Origin of the sequence: Mesorhizobium sp. CA7 (assembly GCF_020165015.1) — a bacterium.
In the GTDB taxonomy this organism is placed as follows: Bacteria; Pseudomonadota; Alphaproteobacteria; order Rhizobiales; family Rhizobiaceae; genus Mesorhizobium.
Genome location: NZ_JAIUHH010000008.1, coordinates 1 through 23,416, shown reverse-complemented (window position 1 = coordinate 23,416; position 23,416 = coordinate 1). Strand labels below are relative to the sequence as shown.

Sequence of the window (23,416 nt, the reverse complement as noted above, 5' to 3'; positions counted from 1 at the left end):
CTTCCCTGATCGCTCAGCCGCTCTGCAAGTGGCACCCGGCCTTGCGTTTGCCGGCGACATACTCATCGATGAGTTGCCGGTAGCGCACCTTGCCGAAGCTCGGGAAATGGCCGCCATGCACGACCGAGACGTCGAGGTCGCGCATCGCAAGCAGCGTCTCGACATAGTCGTCGATGTCGGAGTGATAGACGTCGTCGATCAGCGGCCCGTCATAAATGATGTCTCCGGACAGCAGGATGCCGGTCTTTCTCTCATAAAGCGCGATCCCGCCGGGCGAATGTCCAGGTGTGTGGATGACCTCGAAGGCGCGGTCGCCGAGATCGATGACGTCGCCATGCTCGAGCAGCCGGCCCGCCGGCGCGGGCAGGATGCGGTAGCGCGCCGTATCCCAGCCCACCGGCGCGCCGTCGAACATCTCCTCATTGGCGTAGCGGTCCGCCACCGTCCATTCGTTGCGTGGATCGGCAAGGATTTCCGCTTCGGCGGAGTGCACGCAGCGGTCCGGGAATTCGTGATGGCAGCCGATATGGTCGAAATGCGTGTGGCTGGCGACGCAAGTCAGCTTGCGCTCGCTCACCAGGGGCACATGGTGTTTCAGGCTGAAATGGCCGAGGCCGGTATCGAACAACAGGTCGCGGTCGCGCCCGCGCGCATGCCAGATGTTGCAACGGAAGAACGGTTTTATCCACGGCTCATGAATGAGCGTGATGTCGTCGCTCATGCGGATGGTCTCGTACCAGTCCGGAGCGTCGATGACCGGATGCATGCCCATGGATCAGTCCGCCAATAAGATGATGTCTTGAGCCTGGCACGAAACCGGGATCGTGTCGCCTGACTGAATAGCGGCGAAAGCGGGCGCCTTCGCGATAAATTGCAGTGCAGGATCCAGCGCCGAGGTGGCAAGAACGCGCTTGAAACTGCCCTGGAAGACGACATCGCCGACCTTGGCCATGCCCAGCGTGACATCGCTCTTCGCTTCACCAAGAACCAGGTGCTCGGGCCGGATGGCGAGCGTGACCTTGGCGCCGGCATGCGATGCACCTGGCAGTGAAATCGGCCCCACCGCCGTCGAGGCCGTGACGATCCCGTTCCTCGCCTCGGTCACGCTGCCGGCAAGAATCGTGCTCTCGCCCATGAAAGTGGCGGAAAAGCGCGTCGCCGGCCGCGCATAGACCCGCTCGGGCGATCCTTCGTCCTCAATGCGGCCGTCATTCATCACCACGCAATGATCGGCAAGCGCCATCGCTTCCTCCTGGTCGTGCGTGACATGGATAAAGGCGGTGCCCACGCGCTTCTGGATCGCCTTCAACTCATCCTGCATCTGCCGGCGCAGTTTCAGGTCCAGCGCGCCGAGCGGTTCGTCGAGCAAAAGCACCGCCGGCTCGATAACCAGCGCGCGGGCGAGTGCCACGCGCTGGCGCTGCCCGCCGGAAAGCTGATGCGGCTTCTTGTCGAAGGCGGCCGCCAGCCCGACGAGGGCGAGCGCATCGCGCGCCTTCGCCGCCCGGGTCGCGCCGTCGACGCCTTGCATGCGCAGCCCGAAGCTGACATTGCCGCCGACGCTCATATGCGGAAACAGCGCGTAATCCTGGAAGACGGTTGTCGTCGGCCGCCTGGCGGGCGGCACGACGGTGCAATCCGCGCCGCGGATGAACACTTTGCCCTCGCTGGGCGTGACGAAGCCGCCAAGGATCGAAAGGAGCGTCGTCTTGCCGGAGCCGGACGGCCCGAGCAGGATCGTGTAGCTGCCGGGCTCGATCGCCAGCGAGACATTCTTCAGCACCGATAGCTGGCCGAAGCGATGCGAGACGTTGCGAATGTCGACGAGGGGCGCGCTCATGCCGGCTTTCTCCGCAACAGCGTCAACTCGAAAAGCACCACCAGGACGATGGAGACGGCGAAGACCAGCGAGCCGACGGCATTGGTCTTGGGATTGAGGCCGGAGCGCAGCAGGTTCCAGATCTCCACGGGCAGCGTCGTCTCGAAGCGGGTGAGCAGGAAAGAGATGACGAACTCATCCCAGGAGAAGGTCATCGACAGAAAGAAGCCGGCGAAGATCGCCGGCGCCATGACCGGCACGGTGATCATGAGCAGCACCCTCCATTCGGCGGCGCCGAGGTCGCGCGCGGCGCGCTCGATGTTGATCTGGTGGTCGCCCATCTGGCTGTAGATGATGGCAAAGCAGAGCGGCAGGTTGATCACGACATGACCGATGCCGGCGGCCAAGAGCGACTTCGGCACGCCGGCCCAATTGAACAGCACCAGCAGGCCCATGCCGATGATGAGGTAGCTGACGGTCAGCGGCAGTGTGATCAGTCCGCGCAGGATGGCCGAACCTGGCAGCATGAAGCGCGCGAACCCCCAGGCGGAAAGAAAGCCGAGCGTGACCGAAGCGAGCGAGGAGAGCACCGCCACCAGCAGCGAATTGAGGAGCGCCGAGGTGAGCCGCGCATCCGACAGCACCGCCTGGTACCAGCGCAGCGACGGGCCGGTGAAGGGCGGGATCGGGAAGGAGGTCGCCTGCAGCGAGAAAAGCACCAGCACGATCACCGGCAGGAAGATGAAGCCGTATATCGCGATGGCGTAGACCCAGGCGGCGAGGCGGATGGCGGCGCGCATGGTCAGGCCCGCTCGATCTTCAGCCAGCGGGCGCAGGCAAGATAGGCGATGGTCACCACAGCCATCAGGATGATCGACAGCGCGGAAGCCAACGGGAAGTCGCCGCGGCGGCCGATCTGCATCATGACGAGCTGCGGCATGACCAGCTCGTTGTTGCCGCCGAGGATCTGCGGCGTGATGTAGTCGCCGATGCAGAGCACGAAGGTGAGGAAGGCGCCCACCATGATGCCGGGCAAGGTCAGCGGCAGCACGACATGCAGGAAGGTGCGCACCGGCCCCGCGCCGAGATCGGCCGCAGCCTTGCGGTAGCTCGGGCTGAGCTGTTTCAGATTGGCGAAGATCGTCAGCGTCAACAACATGACGAAGAAATGCACGAAGCCGGTGACGGTCGCGAAACGCGTGTTGGCAAGCTGGAGCGGCTCGCCGATCAGGCCGATGCCGGTAAGCGCCCGGTTGATGACGCCATTCTGCGCCAGCACCAGCAGCCAGGAATAGGAGCGCACGACATAGGAGGTCCAGAACGGCAGCACCGCCAGCATCAGCGCCAGCCGCTGCCAGCGTTCCGGCACCATCTCGGCAAGAATCCAGGCAAAGGGATAGGCAAGCAAGATCGAGATGACGGTGACGATCGCCGTTACCTCCAGCGAGTTCACCATCGCCCGCCAGTAGGACGGATCGGTGAAGAACTGGCTGTAATTGGCCAGAGTGAAGCCGCCGCCTTCATGCGCCGTCAGGCTGGAAAACCCCATGGCGATGAAGGGCAGCACGAAGAAAGCACATGTCCATGCCAGCGCCGGCGTGACCAGCGCCCAGGGCAGGGCACGCGACTTGTTTCCCGCTGATGTCATCGGCCGGTTTACTGCGCCTGCAGCATCTCGGTCCACATATCCTGCATCTTCTTATCGAGATCGGCGTTCGGCGCCGGATAGGCCTGGGCGCGGGCAAGGAAGCCGGGCTGCTCGTCGAAGCGCAGGATCTTCTTCTGATCATCAGTCAGCGCCGCCTTCTTGTTCGAAGGCATGCCCCAGTAGCAGGAAGAGGTGGCAAGCCGCGCCTGGCCCTCGGGGCTCAGGATGTATTGGATGAATTTCAGCGCCATGTCCTTGTTCTTGGAATCCTTGAACATGGCGAGCGACTGCGACCAGAGCACAGCACCTTCCTTCGGGATCGAGAAATCGAGCGCCGGGTTTTCCTTGGCAAGGCCGGCCGTCACCCATTCGCCGCCGCCGACCAATATGTCGACCTCGCCGGTGGCGAGAGCGGTCTGGCTGGCCGTGACCTCGCCGACCAGCTTGGCGTTGGCCTTCATCTTGAGCAGTTCGGCCTTGAGGGCAGGCAGATCGGCCTCGGTGAGGTCGGCCGTCTTCTTGCCGATGGCCAGAGCAGCCATGCCGATCACGGGCAGGTAATAGTCGTAGATCGCGATCTTGCCCTTGTATTTGTCGCTGGTGAGCGAGGCCAGCGACTGCATGTCGGCCGGATCGACCTTGGTCTTGTTGAAGCCGATCGTGTTATAGCCGAACTTTTCGGTGATGCCGTAGCGCTTGCCGTCGACGATGGTGGACTTGTCCATCTTCACTTCGGGGAAGAGGTCGGCGAAGGGCAGCTTGTTCTCGGGCAGCGGCTCGAACAGGCCTTTCTCGACGCCGCGCGGCACGTCGATGCTATCGATCACCATCACGTCCCAGTCGCCGGGCTGCGACTGGTCGACGATGGCCAGCCCCGCGCCGGTGCCTTCGAATTCCTTGACGTTGACCTTGACGTTGTTGGCTTCCTCGAAGGGCTGCAGCAGCGCCGGATCGGAATGATCGCACCAGATCAGAGCGTTGAGATCGGCGGCCTGGGCGGCACTGGCCGCGAGCACCAACGCGGCTGTCGCGCAGGCGGCTGCGAGATGAGACTTCAAGGTGAAATGCGGATTCCGAATGTTGACAGTCATCGAGTGTTCTCCCTGCCTTGCTGGCTTGTTGGAAGAAAAGTTGAACCAATTCTAAAATTGAGTCAATTATGATTTTGTGGAAGAGAGGCCGACATGAGCGGATTGCGCGAACGGCAGAAGGCGGACCGGCACAGGCGCATCATCGATGCGGCGACGGAGCTTTTCCGCGAGGCCGGCTATGAAGGCGCCAAGATCGAGGCGATCGCAGCGCAGGCCGAGGTCTCGATCGGCACGATCTACAACTACTACCAGAACAAGGGCGATATCCTCGGCGCCATCGTTTCCATGGAGGTCAACGAGGTGCTGAATGCCGGGCGAGGGGTTGTCGCCAGCCCGCCCGCCAATGTCGGCGACGCGCTCGACACGCTGATCGGCATCTATATCGAGCACTCACTGAATTATCTGAGCAAAGAGATGTGGCGCCAGGCGATGGCGATCTCGACGCAACTGCCCGACAGCCGCTTCGGCCAGGCATACACCGCCCTCGACCGGGAACTGACCAGGCAGATCAGCGCGCTGATAGTCCGCCTGCAGGAACTTGGCCTGGTGCGCCCGGACATCGACGGCCTGGCGGTGGGCGAGCTGATCTTCAACAACATGAACATGATGTTCATCGAGTTCGTGAAGCGCGATGAGGCGAAGATACCGGAATTGCGCGCGGCGATACGGCGGCAGAACAGGGTGCTGGTGGCGGCGATCGGGGTGTGAGACGCAAGATCAGGAGAAAGGACTGCTTTGCACGTTCTCAGTGATCATCCGCGTAGCCTGTACGCGGAGTGTATGGTTAGCACCAGCAGCAGGTTGAAAATGGCTCGGCTACTAGGCGGCTGGGGTTGTCGCCGGGCGGACGTCCCGTGGCGCAAAGATCGGAAACTGACCGTTACCGAAAAACTTGCGCATGGCTGGGCCTGTCCCAAACGTTACCGCCTCGGCTATTTGGGTCAGGTCGGGCAACATTTCTCGGATACCTATGATTAAACTCTCAAGTTCAACTGCCAATGGGGTTAACCGCGACAGTTCTTCTTCTGTAACGCCAGAAGTGATAACGCCGCCTTCTTCGACCTTATGTCTAGTGACGATGCTTTTAACCAATTCTCGCTTCTCAGAGTACACTTTCACTGACTCAACCAAGTTTCGGTGTTGCATGAACAGCGTTACCGCGTTGTGCATCAGTTCATTGTTCTTGGCGGCGATCAAAGGCGTGAGTTCAGCAGCATCCACGTCGTAAATTTGGTAACTGCCAACGATTGGCAGAACTCGCTTCCAAAAAGGTTCTGAGGTCAATCCGCGATCGTTCGCCTCGGATAGTGATTGATCGATGACCTTTTGAATGGCGGTTATGTCGCTAAGGACTAATGAAGCTTTCACCATTAACCGCAGGGCGCTTGCCTCCTGCTCAGCTAGTCGAGCGCTTTCATTTCTTTCCAGGGCCTCGCGCGATGTTTGTCGTGCAAGCACAAACGACACAAAGGCGCTTATGCCAGATCCGAGGACCGCCCCACCGAAGCCACTTGCAAGCGTCGCGGATTCGCTGACGGACACTACCTTGTCTGCCAAAAAGAGCATGATAGCGGCGCCAACCATCGCTCCGAAAATGCCAACGGATGCCAATTCGACAACAGCATTTTTTAGGACGATAGGTCTTTTCATCCCCACATGAACCCCGTGAACGAGTCGGTGTCGACGATCCGCAACATGTGGGGCTCACCGAAATAACTTTTCCCAAACCATCCTCGGTAGTGAATTCGAATGGGAAACTCGGCTCCAGCCTTCCAGAAGCCTCGATCTGCTGATTTTGTATGCCCGAACGAACACGAGACCTGCGCGCCGTTGTGCAAGACTGGGATCATGTCCTTTGCATTGAAGCATAAAAGCCAGTCCTTCTTGTTGTCGTCGTCAGCGCCTGATCCGAATGCTGCGTCGAGAGCCCCACTGTCGGCTACCTCTAGCCAAACATCACGAGCCGGTATCGAACCTGAATTGAGGACGACAAGGTCGTAAGCGATACCCATGTTGCCCCCGGAATGGGTTTTAACCATCGCTGTTACAATCGGGCGGAATTGACGATACCAAAAAAAGATCGAGAAGCCGAAGGCCACCGCTGAAACGATCAGCGCAACAGTAGCGACTCCAAGATTGAGCAAGTCTGCGGCAGTCGCGTCCATCCCTACTCTTCATCCCTAAGGCAAAATCCGTGGATAGACAATCGCAGGAAAGAATTGGTACCGCAATTGGCGCCGGACACCTGTCTATGAGCGCGCTCGGCGCGAATCACATTTCTTCACAGTGTCACCAAACTGGCAAGATGCTGATTTTAGCTAAAGTATTGGTGCTAGTGGTGCCCCCGGCAGGGATCGAACCCGCGACCTTCGGTTTACAAAACCGCTGCTCTACCAGCTGAGCTACAAGGGCACGGCGCTCCGGTAGCACATTTCGTGCGCCAGTAAAGACAAAACTCCGTTTCGGGTTCCCCATGGACCGCGTGGCTTGGTCGGCATGCTGAAAAGCGCTGCGCCGCTTCCTACATCTTTGTCGGGTGCAATCGCATCGAACGGGTGCCGCATGATCAGATTCGTCATCATCCTGCCGCTCATCGTCGTGACCTGGCTTCTGCTGGTGAAGGTCATCAGCGATCTGAAGAAGGCCAACATCGACTGGACCGGCGTCGCCACCTTCATCGGCTTCATCGTGCTGGCCTTCTGGCTGAGGCATGTCACGGGGATGGGGTGAAAGAGAGCGAGTAGCGAATAGTGAGTAGCGAATAGGGGATTTGCATTCAGCAAATCCCCGCTTTCCCTACTCGCTATTCGCTGTTCCCTGTTCGCTCAATCCGGGCGAAAAAAATCGCGAAAATTTTTCGAACCTTTTTCCGGGCCGCAGCGACAGACGATCAAGAGGCGGATGGTTCGCCTCTCCACCGAAACAGGAGATCGTCATGTTCAAGCGCACCATCGTTTCCGGCCTCATCGCCACCACCGTCGCCGCCGGCTCGCTCGTCGGCACCGTCCAGCCTTCGGCCGCCCACGACCATCATCACCGCCGCGAGCTCGGCATCGGCATCGCCGCCGGCGTCGGCGGTTTCGTTCTCGGCAGCCTGCTTGCCCAGCAGCAGCCCCGCAGCGTCTATGTCGAAGATGACGGCTACGACTCGATCCACGTCCGCCGCTGCTACGCGCGCTACGCCAGCTACGACGAGCGCACCGACACCTATATGAGCTACGACGGCCCGCGTTATTGCAGGCTCTAGGCGGGAGCTGAACAAACGGCTGGAAAGAGGGGCTGCGCGCAGCCCCTTTTCTTGCGTTGAGCATCCGCCTGATTGGCTTGATTTGGAGCGGACTCCGTTTCCGCCTCCAGCAAAGTCAGGAATTGGGCTTCAGCTCCGGCATTGCCAATCCCGCCGCCTTGCAGGCGCCGATGACCGAAACGTCATTTTTCGCAACCAGTTCAAAGCTGTTTCCGGCATCGGGATAGATCTTGCCGATGAATGGCTCGCTGCCGCCGGGAGAGCCCTTGTCGTCGACATAGCCGCACGCCACCACTTCGTGGCGGCCGTTCAACGTGCGTTCTCCGGCGAGCATCGTTCCGAATCTGGCAGCGATGGGGTTCTTCAGATGTTGGCGGACGCCGGCGGTAATGATCTCCTCCAGAGCGAGCGAGATCGGAATGGGATCGACCAGTGGGTTGCCGATGGCCTCGCCCGGCGGCGGTTTCGCCGCCACGCATCCGCAAAGCGAAGCGGCGCATAGAAGATAAGCTGTTTTCCGCATCCGTGCCCTTTGGCATGCATCCTGACGCCGCGGCAAGACGGTCGAGTCCGGCGTCCGGTCGGTTCCTGCTGCGCAACCAAAGATGTACAGCGATTTTGCAAGCGTTTAGTCTGGCTTTGACGGCAATCGAGGGGAGGGTCGCTTGGACAATCAGGATCCCAAGGAAGAACGGGTCGAACCGGTTTTCCGCAACGGCACCATCACAATCGTCGGCATCCTGCTGGCGTTCTCGCTAGGCTTCATCACCCATTGGGCGGCCAACCCCATCCCATGGCAGACCTACCATCTGATTGCCGTCCTGCCGATCCTGGTCGGCATTGCGCTGCAGATCCGGGCGCTGGCCATTCTGCTCGACATCAAATCCTTGCAGCGAAGCATTCATGACCGCGCCAGTCGGATATTCCTCGCCGGCCTCATTTTCGCGGCCTGTGGCGTCGCGCTGGCGATCCTGCTCGATTTCTTCGACATATCGGCAAAGAGCGCATTGCCAGGCGCGTCTTAGTTGGAGCAATTCCAGGAAAAGTGTGTGCGCTTTTCCGTTCGGAATTGCGTAAAAACAAAGAGCTAAAGCGGTTCGCCGTTTCCATGAAACGGTGAAACGCTCTAGTAGGCTTTCACGCCGCCGATCATCTTCGTCACCTCGACCGCGGCGTCGCGCACCAGCGGACCGATCTCGGCTAGCCGCTCGGGCGTCACCCGCACCGTCGGTCCGGACACCGAAACGCCGCCGAGCGGCTCGCCGAACTCGTTGAAGATGGCGGCGGCCACGCAGCGCATGCCGGGGTGGCGCTCCTCGTCGTCGACCGACCAGCCGCGATGCTTGATAACGGCCAGATCATGGGCAAGCGCCGAGATGTCGGAAAGCGTCTTGTCCGTGTAGCGCTGCAGGCCCGCCTTGCGCAAGATGGCGGCGACCCGTTCGGGCTCGAGATGCGCCAGCACCGCCTTGCCGATGCCGGAAGCATGGAACGGGCTGCGCGTGCCCGGCCGGAAAAAGGCGCGGATCGCCTGGTGCGTCTCGACCTGGCTGACGAAGACGACGCAATCGTCCTCGGCGACGCCGAGATTGGCGGTCTCGCCGGTCTTTTCCATCAATTCCTGCATGACGATGCGGGCACGGTCGACGAGCTTGCGGCGACGCAGGAAGGCAGCGCCCATGCGGTAGGTCTCCACGCCGACCGACCAGAGCTGGTCGGTCGTATCGAACTCGACCATGCCGTGGTTTTCCAGCGTCGTCAGCATGCGATAGGCTGTCGAGGCGGCAATGCCGCTTTGCGCCGCGATCTCGCTGAGCGACAGCCCGCTAGCCTCGGCGACGATGGCCAGGATCCGCAGCGCCCGGTCGAGCGACTGCACCGAGGCCGCTTCGGACGGGCCGTTGAAGGCGCGGGGCCGGCCGCGCTGGCGTTTTTCCGTCGTTTCCATACCGGCCATTCTCGCCGATTTGACGACGCATGCAATGAAAAAGTTTTTCAGTAGTGGCCTGGAGCGATTTTTTGGAAAAGGAAAAGTGAAGTGAAATCAGCCAATAACAGCGGTTTTCTGGAAATGAAAAAATATTCTGAAAAAATTGAAAAATCGAACGCACACTGGCATTCTCAAGCCAACCAACGAAATGGAGGCTTGCCATGGCCAGGATGCGCGCTGTCGACGCTGCGGTTCTCGTTCTCGAAAAGGAAGGCATCACCAATGCCTTCGGCGTGCCGGGCGCGGCGATCAACCCGCTCTATTCGGCGCTGAAGGCGCGCGGCACCATCCGCCATGTGCTGGCGCGCCATGTCGAAGGCGCCTCGCACATGGCAGAAGGTTATACGCGGGCCAAGGCCGGCAATATTGGGCTCTGCATCGGCACGTCAGGTCCGGCCGGCACCGACATGATCACCGGCCTCTATTCGGCCTCGGCGGATTCGATTCCGATCTTATGCATAACTGGTCAAGCTCCACGCGCGCGCCTCAACAAGGAGGATTTCCAGGCCGTCGACATCGCCTCGATCGCAGCACCGGTCGCCAAATGGGCCGTCACTGTCATGGAGCCCTATCTGGTGCCGATGACGCTGCAGAAGGCCTTCCATCTGATGCGCTCCTCGCGGCCCGGGCCGGTTCTGGTCGACCTGCCGGTCGACGTGCAGCTTGCCGAGATCGAATTCGACATCGACGCCTATGAGCCGCTCGCTGCCTTCAAGCCGGCGATAACGCGTGCCCAGGCCGAGAAGGCGCTGGCGATGCTCAACGAGGCTGAAAAGCCGCTGATCGTCGCCGGCGGCGGCATCATCAACGCCGACGCTTCCGATCTTTTGATCGAGTTCGCGGAAGTCACCGGCGTGCCGGTCATCCCGACGCTGATGGGCTGGGGCGCGATCCCCGACGACCACCGGCTGATGGCCGGCATGTGCGGCCTGCAGACCTCGCACCGCTACGGCAATGCGACGATGCTTGAGGCGGACTTCGTCTTCGGCATCGGCAACCGCTGGGCCAACCGCCACACCGGCTCGGTCGACGTCTACACCAAGGGGAAAAAATTTATCCATGTCGACATCGAGCCGACGCAGATCGGCCGCGTCTTCGCGCCGGATCTAGGCCTCGTCTCGGACGCGGGTGCCGCGCTGAAGATCCTGCTCGACGTCGCCACCGAATGGCGCACGGCCGGCAAGCTGCGCGACTGGTCGGGCTGGGCGAAGGAGTGCCAGCAGCGCAAGAAGACCATGAAGCGCAAGACGCATTTCGAGCAGGTGCCGCTGAAGCCGCAACGCGTCTATGAGGAGATGAACAAGGCGTTTGCCCGCGACACCACCTATGTCACCACGATCGGCCTGTCGCAGATCGCCGGCGCGCAGTTCCTGCATGTCTACAAGCCGCGCAACTGGATCAACTGCGGCCAGGCCGGCCCGCTCGGCTGGACGCTGCCGGCAGCACTCGGCGTGCGCGCCGCCGACCCGGATCGCGACATCGTCGCGCTTTCCGGCGACTATGATTTCCAGTTCATGATCGAGGAGCTGGCCGTCGGCGCCCAGCACAAGCTGCCTTACATCCACGTCGTCGTGAACAACGCCTATCTCGGCCTGATACGCCAGGCGCAGCGCGGCTTCTCGATGGATTATGAGGTGAGCCTCGCCTTCGAGAACGTCAACCGTGCAGGCGATCCGGAGGCGGGCTACGGCGTCGATCATGTCGCGGTGGCGGAGGCGATGGGCTGCAAGGCGGTCCGCGTGAAGAAGCCTGAGGAATTCGCCGGCGCCTTCAAGGAGGCGCAGCGGCTGATGAAGGAGCACCAGGTCCCAGTGGTGCTGGAATTCATCCTCGAGCGCGTCACCAACATTTCCATGGGCACGGAAATCGACAAGGTCACCGAATTCGAGGAGCTTGCCGAGCGCAATGAGGATGCGCCGACGGCCATCATGATGTTGGATTGAGTTCAGGCGGACGAAGGAGAAAAAGAATGCCGCGTTTTTCAGCCAATCTTTCGATGCTCTTCGGCGAGCACGAGTTCCTTGACCGTTTCGATGCCGCTGCCCGCGCGGGCTTCAAGGGCGTCGAATATATCGGCCCGTATGAGCATGCCCCGGATGTCGTGGCGGCGCGGCTGAAGAAGAACGGCCTGACACAGGTTCTGTTCAATCTGCCGGCCGGCGACTGGGCGAAGGGTGAACGCGGGATTGCCGTGCTGCCGGACCGCGTGCCGGAATTCCGCCAGGGCGTCGCCAAGGCGATCACCTACGCCCATGCGCTGGGCTGCGAGCAGGTCAACTGTCTTGCCGGCATCGCGCCGCAGGGCGCCGACCGTACGGTGCTGGAGAACGTCTTTGCCGAAAACCTCGCCTTCGCGGCCGAGAAGCTGGAGCAGGCCGGCATCAGGCTCTTGATCGAGCCCATCAACACCCGTGATATCCCCGGCTTCTTCCTGAACTATTCCAACCAGGCGCTGGCGCTGATCGACCGCGTCGGCTCGAAGAACCTGTTCCTGCAATACGACATCTATCACATGCAGATCATGGAGGGGGATCTCGCCCGTACCATCGAGGCCAACCTCGGCCGCATCGCGCATATCCAGCTTGCGGACAATCCCGGCCGTCACGAGCCGGGGACGGGCGAGATCAACTATCCCTTCCTCTATGACCATATCGACCGCCTCGGCTATTCCGGCTGGATCGGCGCCGAATACAAGCCGAAAGCAGGCACCGAAGCCGGGCTCGGCTGGTTCCGCGAGTTCGCCGGGCAGGGGAGCGCGGCGGCTTAAGAGCCTGCGGCGAAGCTGCCAATCTCCCCACCTGTGGGGGAGATGGCCGGCAGGCCAGAGGGGGGCGCGAAGGAACGCGACCTCGACAACTACGACGGAGAATAACATGGACACCATCGGTTTCATCGGCCTCGGCATCATGGGCGCGCCGATGGCGGGGCATCTGCTCGATGCCGGCTACAAGGTCGTCGCCAGCGACCATCGCTCCAAGCCGCCCGCCGACCTCCTCGCTAGGGGCCTGAAGACCGTTTCCGGCCACGACGCTGTTGCCGGGGCTGCCGACATCATCATCACCATGGTGCCCGACACGCCGCAGGTCGCCGACGTTCTCTTCGGCGAAAACGGCGTCGCCTCCGGCTTGACCGAGGGCAAGCTCGTCATCGACATGAGCTCGATCTCGCCGATCGCCACCAAGGAATTCGCCAAGAAGATCAACGATCTCGGCTGCGACTATCTTGACGCGCCGGTGTCGGGCGGCGAGGTTGGTGCCAAGGCGGCCTCGCTCACCATCATGGTCGGCGGTGAGGAGAAGTCGTTCGAACGCGCCAGGCCGGTGTTCGAGAAGATCGGCAAGAACATCACGCTGGTCGGCCCGAACGGGGTCGGCCAGACCACCAAGGTCGCCAACCAGATCGTCGTGGCGCTGACCATCGAAGCCGTCGGCGAAGCGCTGGTCTTCGCCTCGAAGGCGGGCGCCGATCCGGCCAAGGTCAGGCAGGCGCTGATGGGCGGGCTCGCCGCCTCGCGCATCCTCGAAGTGCATGGCGAGCGCATGATCAAGCGCACCTTCGCGCCCGGTTTCCGCATCGAACTGCACCAGAAGGACCTCAACCTGGCGCTGGAAGGCGCCAAGGCGCTCGGCGTGTCGCTGCCCAACACCTCGACCACGCAGCAGCTCTTCAATTCCTGCGCCGCCAATGGCGGCGCCAAGGAGGATCACTCCGCGCTGGTCAGGGCGCTGGAGCGGATGGCGGGGCATGAGGTAGGATAGGAGTGAGTAGGAATTAGTGAGTAGTCAGTAGGGAATTCGTGTCCAAGCCTACTCACTACTCACTACTCACTACTCACTACTCACTACTCACTACTCGCTACTCGCTAGGAACTTCCTCGCCGCATAAAGGCTCACCGCCGCCGCGTTCGAAACGTTGAGCGAGTGGATGGCGCCGGGCATGTCGAGGCGGGCCAATGCCGTCACCGTCTCGCGCGTTTTCTGGCGCAGGCCCTTGCCTTCCGCGCCCAGCACCAGCGCGATCCTCTCGCCGGCGAAGGTTTTCTCCAGTTCGGCCGGCCCTTCGGAATCGAGCCCGATGGTCTGGAAACCGGCCTCGTGCAGCTGTCCCAGCGCATCGGCGAGGTTCTTCACCTCGATCTGGTCGATATGCTCGAGCGCGCCGGAAGCGGATTTCGCCAGCACGCCCGATTCCTGCGGGCTGTGACGGGCAGTCGTGATCAGCGCGCCGGCGCCGAAGGCAACCGCGGAGCGCAGGATCGCGCCGACATTGTGCGGGTCGGTCACTTGGTCGAGCACCAGCACCAGCGTTGTGTCGCCAAGCGCGTCGAGACGCTTCGGCTTGAGCGGCTCGGCCTCGATCAGCACGCCTTGATGCACGGCATCGGACCCGGTGATCCTGTCGATGTCCTTCGGCTCGACAAGCTCGGACTTGAAGGGCAGGGCGGCAAGTTCGCCGATCGAAAGCCGCTCGGCGGCGTTGCGCGTCACCAGCATCGTCCTGATCTTGCGCCGCGGATTGTCGAGCGCGGCCCGCACGGTATGCAGGCCGTAAAGCCGCACCAGCCCGTCGGCGGCAGCCTCGCCCGGTGGCACCGGCTGACGCGGCCGGAATGCCGGCGCGCCGCCCGCCTTCTGGTCGCGATGCGCGCGCCTCAGCTTGGCGTAGTGGGTGTCCTTGCGCGTGCCGGACTTGTTGCTTTTATCGTCGCTCATGCCGGCCTCTATAGCCGTCCCGTCCGGCTAAGGATATGGGCTGGCCAAATGAATGCCGAACATCCTCGAAAAACCCTTGCGGCGCCGGTTGACACCCACCGGCCTTGCCGCCATAAGGCGCTTCGCTGATTTCGGAGAAGATCTTACTCGGGCTCCGGATCGGCGGAAATGCCTCGTTGCATGGCTCCGGCGGCAGACTGGAGAGGTGCCCGAGTGGTTAAAGGGGACGGACTGTAAATCCGTTGGCTTAGCCTACGTTGGTTCGAATCCAACCCTCTCCACCACTGCCGGCCCGGAAGCCCTGAAACGAAAAGTCTCGGACCGAAAATTGCATGGCGCTTTTCGGGGGAATCCGGTACCTCAGTGCAAGGCGCGGGTATAGCTCAGTGGTAGAGCAGCAGCCTTCCAAGCTGAATATGCGGGTTCGATTCCCGCTACCCGCTCCAGATTGCTTCCCGCGAATCCTCAAATGAAACGCCGCGCGCCGTGGCACGCGGCGTGCTAGCAGGCCATTTCCCTAGCTGTTGAAGGCCGAAGCGACCTGATGGTGCTGCGGGATCTGGCCGTTCGGCGTCAGCTTGTCGACGATCCCGGGCAGCGCCGTGGAGAGCTGCTGCAGCAATTCCTGCTCGTTCATCCCGGTGCGCTGCGCGATCTCGCGGATCACCGAGGGCCCGAGCGCCGAGCCGAGATCACCCGGGTTGATCGGTTGGTTCTGGCCGGTGCCGACCCAGGAGTCGGCGACATTGCCGTGGCCGGCGTTCTTGAGCTTGTCGAGCAGGCCGCCGAGACCGCCGAGCAGGCCACCATCGGCGGACGCGTCGGTTCCCGCGGGCGTTGGCGTCGGCGCCTGCGGCGCGGCCGCCTCTTCGCTTCTGCCGCTCAGCATCTTGCCGACCAGAAGCGCGCCGAGCGCGATCATCAGGGGTTTGGTGATGTTGCCGCCCGGAACGGCATTGTCGAAAAGGCCCATAACGGATCTCCTTGTCCAGCCAAGTCCGCCCGGCCCCAGAATGGCGCAAACGGGCGGAATTTCAAGCTGACTTGAGCTTTTGACAATCATGTGACCATGATGGCGCGGCGGGGGAATTTTGGAGGGAATTATGGGCATCATCAGCTGGATCATTCTCGGCCTTATCGCCGGGTTCATCGGCAGCAAGATCGTCAACAAGACAGGCCAGGGCATGATCATGGATATCGTGCTCGGCATTGTCGGCGCCATCGTTGGCGGGCTGATCTTCAGCGCCTTCGGCTCGGCGGGTGTCACCGGTCTCAACATCTGGAGCCTGATCGTGGCCGTCATCGGCTCGGTCGTCGTGCTCTGGGCCTATCACCAGTTTTCGGGCAAGCGCACGCTGTAGAAGGCCAGGGAACAGCCAGTAGGCTGTTGAAGGTCGGCCCGACCGGGTCGACCCAGGCTGGAGGCGCGCCGTCAGGCGACCATGGCCAGCCGCCGTTTTCTTTCGTCGAGCGAGACGATGGCGAGACCGCTGGCTAGCACCAGCAGGATGCCGCAGACCGCGAGCGCGTTAGGAAATTGTCCGAACACCAGCAGACCCGAGATCACCGCCCAGGCGGTGAAGCAGTAATAAAAGGGCGCGACCGCGCTTGTCGGCCCGACCCGGTAGGCCATGAAGATGAAGAAATGGCCGAAGATCAGGAACAGGCCGGCTCCGGCGATCAGGAGCAGATGATGTCCTTCGGGCATTACCCATTGTTCGGAGACGAGATGCGCCGCGCCTGAGCCGGCCAGCACCACCACGACCGCGGAGATGGCGACGATCATGCCCGGCACTTCGGCGCCCACCTTGCGCCCGGCAAGGTCGCGCACCGCCGCGAAGGCGGCGTTGCCGAGCGCCAGCAGCGCATAAACCGAAATGCCCTGCATGGTCGGCCGCGCCACCATGAGCGCCCCGACAAAGCCAAGGCCGATCAGCGCCATGCGCGTGGCGCCGATCTTTTCGCCGAACAGCATCGAGGAGCCGACCAGCACGATGAGCGGCGTGACTTGCCCGAGCGCGGTGGAATCCGCGATCTGCATGTTGGCTAAAGCGACGACGTAACACAGGATCGCCAGCAGCTCGAACAAGTTGCGGCGCAGCACCTTGCGTTCGAAGAGCAGGGGGATCTGCCTGGCATAGCCCAGCATCAGAAGCAGCGGCACGCCCCACAGCGTGGCGGCAGCACCCCGCAGCAGGAGAACTTCATAGGGCGGCAATCCGACGGTGGCGAGCTTCATCATCGTGTCGTTGACGAGGTAGGACCCCGTCGAGACGATCATGAACAGCGGGCCGCGGATATTGGATGGAATGAACTGCATCCGGCGAACAAGATCAGAGCGGCGTCGTGGCGGCAATGGGCCAGCCCGGAGCCTTTGATTTTACACGCGGCAGCCCTATATCCGCGCCATATCCCACCGAAATCGACCATTGGTTCGGGTCGAGCAAGAATCCGCTCAGCCACAAGGTACTTGTGTTTTTCAGCCGTTGTCGCTAATCGCCCCGCATTCGACTGAACTGAAGGTCAAGGCCGTCCAAGGAAAGAGACTATGGCAAAAGGTAAATTCGAGCGCACCAAGCCGCATGTGAACATTGGCACGATCGGTCACGTCGATCATGGCAAGACGTCGCTGACGGCGGCGATCACGAAGTATTTTGGCGAATACAAGCGCTATGACCAGATTGACGCGGCACCTGAAGAGAAGGCGCGCGGCATCACGATCTCGACGGCGCATGTCGAGTATGAGACGGCCAACCGTCACTATGCCCATGTCGACTGCCCCGGCCACGCCGACTATGTGAAGAACATGATCACGGGTGCGGCGCAGATGGACGGCGCGATCCTGGTGGTTTCGGCCGCCGACGGCCCGATGCCGCAGACCCGCGAGCACATCCTGCTTGCCCGCCAGGTCGGCGTTCCCTCGATCGTGGTGTTCCTGAACAAGGTCGACCAGGTCGACGACGCCGAGTTGCTGGAGCTGGTCGAGCTCGAGGTTCGCGAGCTTCTGTCGAAGAACGAGTTCCCCGGCGACGACATTCCGATCGTCAAGGGTTCGGCGCTGGCTGCGTTGGAAGATTCCAACAAGACCATCGGCGAGGACGCCATCCGCGAGCTGATGGCGCAGGTCGACGCCTATATCCCGACGCCGGTTCGTCCGCTGGACAAGCCGTTCCTGATGCCGATCGAGGACGTGTTCTCGATCTCGGGCCGCGGCACGGTTGTGACCGGCCGCGTCGAGCGCGGCGTGGTCAAGGTCGGCGAGGAGCTGGAGATCGTCGGCATCCGTCCGACCACCAAGACGACCTGCACGGGCGTTGAGATGTTCCGCAAGCTGCTCGACCAGGGCCAGGCCGGCGACAACATCGGCGCGCTGCTGCGCGGCGTCGACCGTGAAGGTGTGGAGCGCGGCCAGGTTCTGGCCAAGCCCGGCACGGTCAAGCCGCACAAGAAGTTCGTGGCCGAAGCCTACATCCTGACCAAGGACGAGGGCGGCCGTCACACGCCGTTCTTCACCAACTACCGTCCGCAGTTCTACTTCCGCACGACGGACGTGACGGGCATCGTGACGCTGCCGGCCGGCACCGAGATGGTGATGCCCGGCGACAACATCACCGTCGACGTCGAGCTGATCGTGCCGATCGCGATGGAAGAGAAGCTGCGCTTCGCCATCCGTGAAGGCGGCCGCACCGTCGGTGCCGGCATCGTCGTCACCATCAAAGAGTAATCGATCCGGCCACTGCCGGTTCGACAAGGAAAGGGCGGTCTTCGGGCCGCCCTTTTGTTTGAAGCAGTGCTGCCAGGCCCTTTTCAATTCTGTTGCAACCACCGGCGCCGCAACTAGTATGGTTGCACCGAGGGGCTTGCCAGACGTGGTTTCCACATTCCATTCAAAGACCATGCGGTGTTGGCGCGGGCTGCTTCGGCTGGGATTGGCCGCCGCGATGGGGCTGGCCGCCTTCGGCGCCGGCGCAAAGGAAGAGCCGCCGGACTACGGTCCGACCATGCGCTTCGTCGTGGTGCGCAGCAGCGCGCCGGGCTGCGAGCCGAACTGCCCGGAATGGATTTCTGCCGAAGGCACGATCGAGGCCGGCACGCCGCTGCTGCTCAAACGCCTGCTGAAGACGCTCGGCGGGCGGCAATTGCCCATCGTCGTCAATTCTCCCGGCGGCAATGTCGATGCCGCGCTGCAGCTTGGCCGCATGGTCCGCAAGAACAAGCTCGATATCGCGGTCGGCATCACGGAATTTTCCGGCTGCTCGCCGGGGACGAAAAATTGCCGGGACAATGACGGCAAGGGTCAGCCCTATTCCGGCGTCGCTTACGACAGCGGTGCGATGTGCAATTCGGCCTGTCCGCTGATGTTTGCCGGCGGCATCCACCGCGTCGTCGGCGAATGGGCCTATCTCGGCGTCCATCAGATCACCACCACCTACCAGCGCGAAAAACTGCTCTACCGCACCACCTACCGGGTTGTGAACGGCAAGAAGAAGATCATCGGCACCAAGATCGTCAGCCGCAAGAATGCCGGCAGCTACAAGACCTATGAGATGAGCAAGGCGATCGAGAAGCGGCTGTCGGCCTATTTGAAGGAGATGGGCGTCGAGCAGGGCGTGCTGGGCGTGATGAAGGCCACACCTGCCAGCGACATCAGGCAGATCGAGCCCGATGACATGCTGGAGATGAAGCTCGTGACCAGCCTCGATTCGCTCGATCTGCTGACCGAGAGAACCATTTGCCAGCGCCATCCGGCACCGGCGAATTGTCGCGCGATTCCCGCGAACGGCGCGCCCGTCGCGGTCGCGGCAGTAGAGGCCGAACCTTCTTATACAGCGCCGGCGCCGCCGCCGACACCGCAAGCCCACGAACAGCAGATGCGTTTCGTTCTTGTTCGCGGCAGCAACCCGCTCTGCAATCCCGATTGTCCGGAATGGATTTCGGCGGAAGGCACGATCGCCGCAGATACGGCCGAAAAGCTGCGCCAGCTGCTCGACACGATCCGTGAGCGCCGGTTGCCGGTCGTAATTAACTCGCCGGGTGGAGATGTGCAGGCTGCGCTCGCCGCGGGCAGGCTGATCCGCGAGCACGGCTTGGATATCGCGGTCGCCCGAACGGATTTTCTCGATTGCGATTCGGGCGCCGTGGGGTGCGTCGCGGCCGACGGTCTCCATGCCGGGCTCACCATAGATGCCGGCGCCGAATGCGACGCCGCCTGCGCGGTGATGGTCGCCGGCGGCGTCCGGCGCCTCGTTGGCGCCGGTGCGCGCTTCCTCGTGCATTCCATGGGCATGGAAGACAAGGTCAGGGCCTATCTCGACGAGATGGCGGTCGGCTCGGGCTTTTTCGCCGCCATGCAGTCGGCCGAATATGCAAAGCACAGGGAACTCAGCCGGGACGAACTGAAGACATTCGGGCTGACGACCGGACCGCAATCGGTGGACGCGCTGACGGGCGCCACCATTTGCAGATCCGCACCCAGGCCGGACAATTGCCGGGCTCTTCCGTCCGCCGATGCCGAGGCGAAGGCGCCGGCGAAGCTGTAGATCAGGATGACGTTTCGGTGAATCGCCATCCTGATCTAACTCTTTGTTGGAGCATGATCTCCTCCGAAAACCGGTTTCCACTTTTTGCATTCGCTGACCTTCGGTTCGGGATCATGCTCTAGCTGCGCACTGGCCATCGAGGCAGGTTGAGCGGGGCAGGGCGCTGCCGCTATCTTGCTGTATGCACAGGGAGCAGCGGCGATGAGCGAGGACATCCCGACTTTGTACGAATGGGCCGGCGGCAGCGAGGCGCTGAACCGGCTGACACGAACCTTTTATGACAAGGTGGCGGCGGATCCGGTCGTCGGTCCGGTGTTCAGGATGATGTCGCCGGATCACCCGCCGCATGTCGCCGCCTTCATCGGCGAGGTCTTCGGCGGCCCGAAAACCTACAGCGAGAAGCATGGCGGCCATCGCGAGATGGTGATGCATCATCTCGGCAAGCATCTGACCGAGGAGCAGCGCCGCCGCTGGATCAGTCTCCTTGCCGACGCGGCGGATGAGGTCGGCCTGCCCGATGACCCCGAGTTCCGCTCAGCCTTCATGGGTTATGTCGAGTGGGGATCGCGGCTGGCGAAGATGAACTCGAATCTGGGCGAGACCTGCGATCCCGAGACCGAGCCGATGCCCGCCTGGGGCTGGGGCGTGCCGGGCGGGCCTTACAAGCCGCCGGCCGGCAAGTCGTAGGCGCGGGGGTTGTTTGGCGAGCGCGATCGGTCGCCGGCGGTAATGGAATCCAGATTTCCGGCAAAGCGTTTCAAAACCACTGCAGAGTGCTCTTTACAGAGCGCACGGAAGCTTTTAGGAAGCGCCTGCGCCGAACAAGCGCATGCACGGGCATAGCTCAGTTGGTAGAGCGGCGGTCTCCAAAACCGCAGGTCGTAGGTTCGAGCCCTGCTGCCCGTGCCATTCCTTCAAGAGGGCAGGCATCTGGCAACCGCCCTCTCGATCGCCGAAATCAGCCTTGCATATTTCTTCCGCGCGTCTGCCCCCTTGCGGTCATCCGCCTGCCAGCCCGTGTCGCAGGCTCTAACCTTGCCGCCTGGTGGCGAGATCGTTGCGCCTTGGACCCAAGATGTAAGGTTTCGTCCTTAGCACTTAACCTTGCATTAGGATTACCAAATAGAAACTGTTGCTTGCGAGTAACGTTGTGGCGATCAGAGCAAAGCCAAAGGGCAGGCGATCCTACGTTTGTGCAAAACGCCGCAATTTTCTGGAATACGCCGCCTCCGTCCCGTGCATTCCTCTCGCATCGGGTCCTGATTCATCAGAACACGATGCATTATGACTTCCTAAATTTTTGAGGGCACATGGCTGGATTGGACTGCGGCGAGGCGATCCACGACCAGGCGGAGGGCGCAACTGCTGGCGGCGTCCGCGCGGCGGGCGCACGACGAAATGGAACGGCGCGGCGGCAAGCTACGCGCACTTTGCGAATCTTTTCTCAGCTACCGCTGCGACCCTGAAAGCCATGCTGACGCCGGCAGCGAGCCGAATCTGACCTGCCGCTGAAGGTTTTCAAGTGCGCTCGACAGGACAATGGCGCCTCAGCTGTACGGATGAAGGTCTTGTCGTGCCGACTCCTCGCCAGACCACGGCACCAAACGCAATTCACAGCAAAATCCAGGGACCTATCATGTTGCCAACGAGGATCGCCGTCGTCCGCATGGAGAGGCAGAACCGTCCGAACTGCAATTCGCGGGCCGCGCTTTCTTCCGCTTCAGTGATCGCCCTGACGGCGATGTTGGCGTCCGTACCGCGCAGCGCTTCTGCGGCTAACGAATGCGGCGCGCCAGCCGGCGGCGTGGTCACCTGCTCGTTGAGCAGTTACCCCTCGCCAGGTATCAGCTACAACGTGAACGGTCTGACCATAATCCTCAACAATCCCAGTCTGGTTGCCCAGAAGACCACCACCGGCGGGGGCGCCGTCTACCTCCTCGGCGGTGCAATCAACGTCAACGACCTTGTCGTCAACGCGTTGAGTTTCCAATCGCTCCAGACAACCCAACCTTTGGCGGCCGCCATCAACGTCGCGAATCAGGGCACTGCCGGCAATGCCATCATCCGGATGGATACCGGGTCTGCGACATCGGCGTCCGCCTCCACCCTAGGCACGATCTTTGCGAACATCGCCAATAGCGCCGGCACCGGCGATGCCCTGGTTACGCTCAATGGCGGACAGGTCAGCAACACGGGTGCAGGCGATGGCGCGACTGCCCGGAATGCGGGCACCGGCAATGCTGCCATCACCATGACCGGCGGTTCGGTCAGTTCCGCCACGGGCGGCGGCCTGCGCGCCATTATCGCCAACGCCGCCTCGTCCGGCGCCGCCAGCGTCGCCGTCAGTGGCGGCACGGTCACGACGACTTCGGGTACGGGTATCCTCAGCCAGTCGGAACTGGGCAGCGCCGGCATCACCATGGCGGGCGGTACGGTCACGGTCCAGGGCGGTACCAACCCGGCCCTCAGCGCCGTCGTCAACAACGCCGCCTCCACGGCCACCGCCAGCATCGCCATGGGTGGCGGCACGGTCACGAAGAACGGCAGCGGCGACGGCCTCCTCGCCAGCAACAAGGGTACCGGAACGTACAATATCAGCGTCACCGGCGGCACGGTGACCGGCGGTTCGGGCACGGGCGCTGCGATTCATGGCGATGCCGCCGCGGGCGGCACGATCGCTATCGGCTCTGGCGCCATCGTCAATGCCGGAGCCTCGGGCATCGCGCTTAACCAGACCGGCGGTGCGGCCACGATCACCACGGCTGGTACCGTGAACGGCAACATCAACCTGAGCTCTGCCAACAATGTGTTGGACATCACCGGCGGCGTCATCAACGGCAACGTCAGCGGCGGCGGCAGCAGCGCCTTGAGCTTCGATCTCGGCGCCGGCAACAGCTTTACCTACGGCGCCGCCTACGCGATCGTCGGCATGAACAGCGTCGCCATGAATTCGGGTTCGGCCGAAATCGATGGCAGCCTGGCCACCAACACACTTGCCGTCAACGGCGGCAAGCTGGTCCTCAACAGCGCCGCCGCGGTATCGAGTGGCGGCACGACGATCTTGGCGGGCACCCTGCAGCTCGGCAATGGCGGCGCGTCGGGCTCGATCGCCGGCAATGTAACCAACAACGGCACGCTCGCCTTCGACCGGTCAGACGCCTACACCTTCGCCGGGCTGATCTCGGGCAGCGGTGCGGTCGCCCAGATCGGCTCCGGCATCACCATCCTGACGGCGGACAACACCTACACGGGCGGCACGACGATTTCGGCGGGCACCCTGCAGCTCGGCAACGGCGGCGCGTCGGGCTCGATCGCCGGCAATGTAACCAACAACGGCACGCTCGCCTTCGACCGGTCAGACGCCTACAC

Annotated in this window: 23 protein-coding genes and 4 tRNA genes; 14 read left to right on the top strand and 13 right to left on the bottom strand. The window is 62.3% G+C overall.

Going from position 1 to position 23,416, the window contains the following annotated elements:
- Positions 1-13: 13 nt before the first annotated feature.
- Genes LB552_RS16335 through LB552_RS16315 form a run of 5 tightly spaced genes read right to left on the bottom strand, consistent with a single transcriptional unit; the run spans position 14 to position 4,558 of the window.
- The gene (locus LB552_RS16335; RefSeq protein ID WP_224608269.1) at positions 14-772 is read right to left on the bottom strand and encodes an MBL fold metallo-hydrolase; all 759 of its coding nucleotides are present in this window, start codon (positions 770-772) and stop codon (positions 14-16) included.
- 3 nt (positions 773-775) lie between these two features.
- Positions 776-1,840, bottom strand: coding sequence for an ABC transporter ATP-binding protein (locus tag LB552_RS16330; protein ID WP_224608266.1), 1,065 nt, complete (start codon positions 1,838-1,840; stop codon positions 776-778).
- Positions 1,837-2,619: an ABC transporter permease gene (locus tag LB552_RS16325; protein WP_224608263.1), complete on the bottom strand. Its 783-nt coding sequence runs from the start codon at positions 2,617-2,619 to the stop codon at positions 1,837-1,839. Before LB552_RS16325 ends, LB552_RS16330 begins: the two co-directional genes overlap by 4 nt.
- Before the next feature lie 2 nt (positions 2,620-2,621).
- On the bottom strand, positions 2,622-3,467 hold the full coding sequence (locus tag LB552_RS16320; protein ID WP_224608260.1) for an ABC transporter permease: 846 nt from the start codon (positions 3,465-3,467) through the stop codon (positions 2,622-2,624).
- Positions 3,468-3,475: 8 nt separating this feature from the next.
- Complete coding sequence (locus tag LB552_RS16315; protein WP_224608257.1) at positions 3,476-4,558, bottom strand: spermidine/putrescine ABC transporter substrate-binding protein; 1,083 nt, start codon at positions 4,556-4,558, stop codon at positions 3,476-3,478.
- A gap of 93 nt (positions 4,559-4,651) precedes the next feature.
- On the opposite strand from LB552_RS16315, the gene LB552_RS16310 reads away from it, so the two are divergent.
- Positions 4,652-5,266, top strand: coding sequence for a TetR/AcrR family transcriptional regulator (locus tag LB552_RS16310; RefSeq protein WP_224608254.1), 615 nt, complete (start codon positions 4,652-4,654; stop codon positions 5,264-5,266).
- Positions 5,267-5,377: 111 nt separating this feature from the next.
- On the opposite strand, the gene LB552_RS16305 is transcribed toward LB552_RS16310, so the two are convergent.
- The 3 genes from LB552_RS16305 to LB552_RS16295 form a co-directional block, all read right to left on the bottom strand.
- Positions 5,378-6,208, bottom strand: coding sequence for a hypothetical protein (locus tag LB552_RS16305; protein ID WP_224608251.1), 831 nt, complete (start codon positions 6,206-6,208; stop codon positions 5,378-5,380).
- Positions 6,205-6,723: a hypothetical protein gene (locus tag LB552_RS16300; RefSeq protein ID WP_224608250.1), complete on the bottom strand. Its 519-nt coding sequence runs from the start codon at positions 6,721-6,723 to the stop codon at positions 6,205-6,207. The genes LB552_RS16305 and LB552_RS16300 overlap by 4 nt, the downstream gene beginning before the upstream one ends.
- Positions 6,724-6,894: 171 nt before the next feature.
- Positions 6,895-6,970: transfer RNA gene (locus tag LB552_RS16295), tRNA-Thr, on the bottom strand.
- Positions 6,971-7,120: 150 nt separating this feature from the next.
- Here LB552_RS16295 and LB552_RS16290 point away from each other — a divergent pair.
- Both LB552_RS16290 and LB552_RS16285 read left to right on the top strand, forming a co-directional pair.
- Positions 7,121-7,288, top strand: a complete 168-nt coding sequence (locus LB552_RS16290) for a hypothetical protein (RefSeq protein ID WP_140842871.1) — start codon at positions 7,121-7,123, stop codon at positions 7,286-7,288.
- A gap of 205 nt (positions 7,289-7,493) precedes the next feature.
- Complete coding sequence (locus LB552_RS16285) at positions 7,494-7,805, top strand: BA14K family protein (protein WP_095767586.1); 312 nt, start codon at positions 7,494-7,496, stop codon at positions 7,803-7,805.
- Between the two features lie 115 nt (positions 7,806-7,920).
- Here the strand turns inward: LB552_RS16285 and LB552_RS16280 are convergent, their stop codons facing one another.
- Positions 7,921-8,280 carry a hypothetical protein gene (locus LB552_RS16280; RefSeq protein ID WP_224608247.1) on the bottom strand — a complete coding sequence of 120 codons (360 nt, stop codon included), beginning with the start codon at positions 8,278-8,280 and terminating at the stop codon, positions 7,921-7,923.
- A 190-nt stretch (positions 8,281-8,470) separates the two neighbouring features.
- On the opposite strand from LB552_RS16280, the gene LB552_RS16275 reads away from it, so the two are divergent.
- Positions 8,471-8,830, top strand: a complete 360-nt coding sequence (locus LB552_RS16275) for a hypothetical protein (protein ID WP_224608244.1) — start codon at positions 8,471-8,473, stop codon at positions 8,828-8,830.
- A 101-nt stretch (positions 8,831-8,931) separates the two neighbouring features.
- Here the strand turns inward: LB552_RS16275 and bhcR are convergent, their stop codons facing one another.
- Positions 8,932-9,753, bottom strand: a complete 822-nt coding sequence (gene bhcR / locus LB552_RS16270; protein ID WP_140698754.1) for an HTH-type transcriptional regulator BhcR — start codon at positions 9,751-9,753, stop codon at positions 8,932-8,934.
- Between the two features lie 203 nt (positions 9,754-9,956).
- Here bhcR and gcl point away from each other — a divergent pair, with 203 nt between their 5' ends.
- The 3 genes from gcl to LB552_RS16255 all read left to right on the top strand — a co-directional run bounded on the left by gcl (position 9,957) and on the right by LB552_RS16255 (position 13,553).
- Positions 9,957-11,738: a glyoxylate carboligase gene (gene gcl, locus LB552_RS16265; protein WP_224608241.1), complete on the top strand. Its 1,782-nt coding sequence runs from the start codon at positions 9,957-9,959 to the stop codon at positions 11,736-11,738.
- 26 nt (positions 11,739-11,764) lie between these two features.
- Positions 11,765-12,562 (top strand): 2-oxo-tetronate isomerase, encoded by a 798-nt coding sequence (gene otnI / locus LB552_RS16260; RefSeq protein ID WP_224608238.1) that lies wholly within the window; start codon positions 11,765-11,767, stop codon positions 12,560-12,562.
- A 106-nt stretch (positions 12,563-12,668) separates the two neighbouring features.
- Entirely contained in the window at positions 12,669-13,553 is an 885-nt protein-coding gene (locus tag LB552_RS16255) for a 2-hydroxy-3-oxopropionate reductase (protein ID WP_263481652.1), read from the top strand.
- 90 nt (positions 13,554-13,643) lie between these two features.
- On the opposite strand, the gene LB552_RS16250 is transcribed toward LB552_RS16255, so the two are convergent.
- Positions 13,644-14,507 (bottom strand): TrmH family RNA methyltransferase, encoded by an 864-nt coding sequence (locus tag LB552_RS16250; protein ID WP_224608235.1) that lies wholly within the window; start codon positions 14,505-14,507, stop codon positions 13,644-13,646.
- Between the two features lie 199 nt (positions 14,508-14,706).
- Here LB552_RS16250 and LB552_RS16245 point away from each other — a divergent pair.
- Positions 14,707-14,791, top strand: a tRNA-Tyr gene (locus tag LB552_RS16245).
- Positions 14,792-14,879: 88 nt separating this feature from the next.
- Positions 14,880-14,953 (top strand) — tRNA-Gly (locus LB552_RS16240).
- Positions 14,954-15,024: 71 nt separating this feature from the next.
- Here LB552_RS16240 and LB552_RS16235 read toward each other — a convergent pair.
- Positions 15,025-15,480: a YidB family protein gene (locus tag LB552_RS16235; RefSeq protein ID WP_224608232.1), complete on the bottom strand. Its 456-nt coding sequence runs from the start codon at positions 15,478-15,480 to the stop codon at positions 15,025-15,027.
- A gap of 130 nt (positions 15,481-15,610) precedes the next feature.
- On the opposite strand from LB552_RS16235, the gene LB552_RS16230 reads away from it, so the two are divergent.
- Positions 15,611-15,868 carry a GlsB/YeaQ/YmgE family stress response membrane protein gene (locus tag LB552_RS16230; protein ID WP_040999817.1) on the top strand — a complete coding sequence of 86 codons (258 nt, stop codon included), beginning with the start codon at positions 15,611-15,613 and terminating at the stop codon, positions 15,866-15,868.
- A 71-nt stretch (positions 15,869-15,939) separates the two neighbouring features.
- Here LB552_RS16230 and LB552_RS16225 read toward each other — a convergent pair whose 3' ends face one another.
- Positions 15,940-16,827 carry a DMT family transporter gene (locus tag LB552_RS16225; RefSeq protein ID WP_224608229.1) on the bottom strand — a complete coding sequence of 296 codons (888 nt, stop codon included), beginning with the start codon at positions 16,825-16,827 and terminating at the stop codon, positions 15,940-15,942.
- A 228-nt stretch (positions 16,828-17,055) separates the two neighbouring features.
- Here LB552_RS16225 and tuf point away from each other — a divergent pair, with 228 nt between their 5' ends.
- The 4 genes from tuf to LB552_RS16200 form a co-directional block, all read left to right on the top strand.
- On the top strand, positions 17,056-18,231 hold the full coding sequence (gene tuf, locus LB552_RS16220; protein ID WP_095765516.1) for an elongation factor Tu: 1,176 nt from the start codon (positions 17,056-17,058) through the stop codon (positions 18,229-18,231).
- A 2,017-nt stretch (positions 18,232-20,248) separates the two neighbouring features.
- The gene (locus LB552_RS16210; RefSeq protein WP_224608223.1) at positions 20,249-20,734 is read left to right on the top strand and encodes a group II truncated hemoglobin; all 486 of its coding nucleotides are present in this window, start codon (positions 20,249-20,251) and stop codon (positions 20,732-20,734) included.
- 146 nt (positions 20,735-20,880) lie between these two features.
- Positions 20,881-20,956 (top strand) — tRNA-Trp (locus tag LB552_RS16205).
- Positions 20,957-21,683: 727 nt separating this feature from the next.
- On the top strand, positions 21,684-23,416 hold a 1,733-nt coding region (locus tag LB552_RS16200), incomplete at its 3' end, for a beta strand repeat-containing protein (protein WP_224608220.1).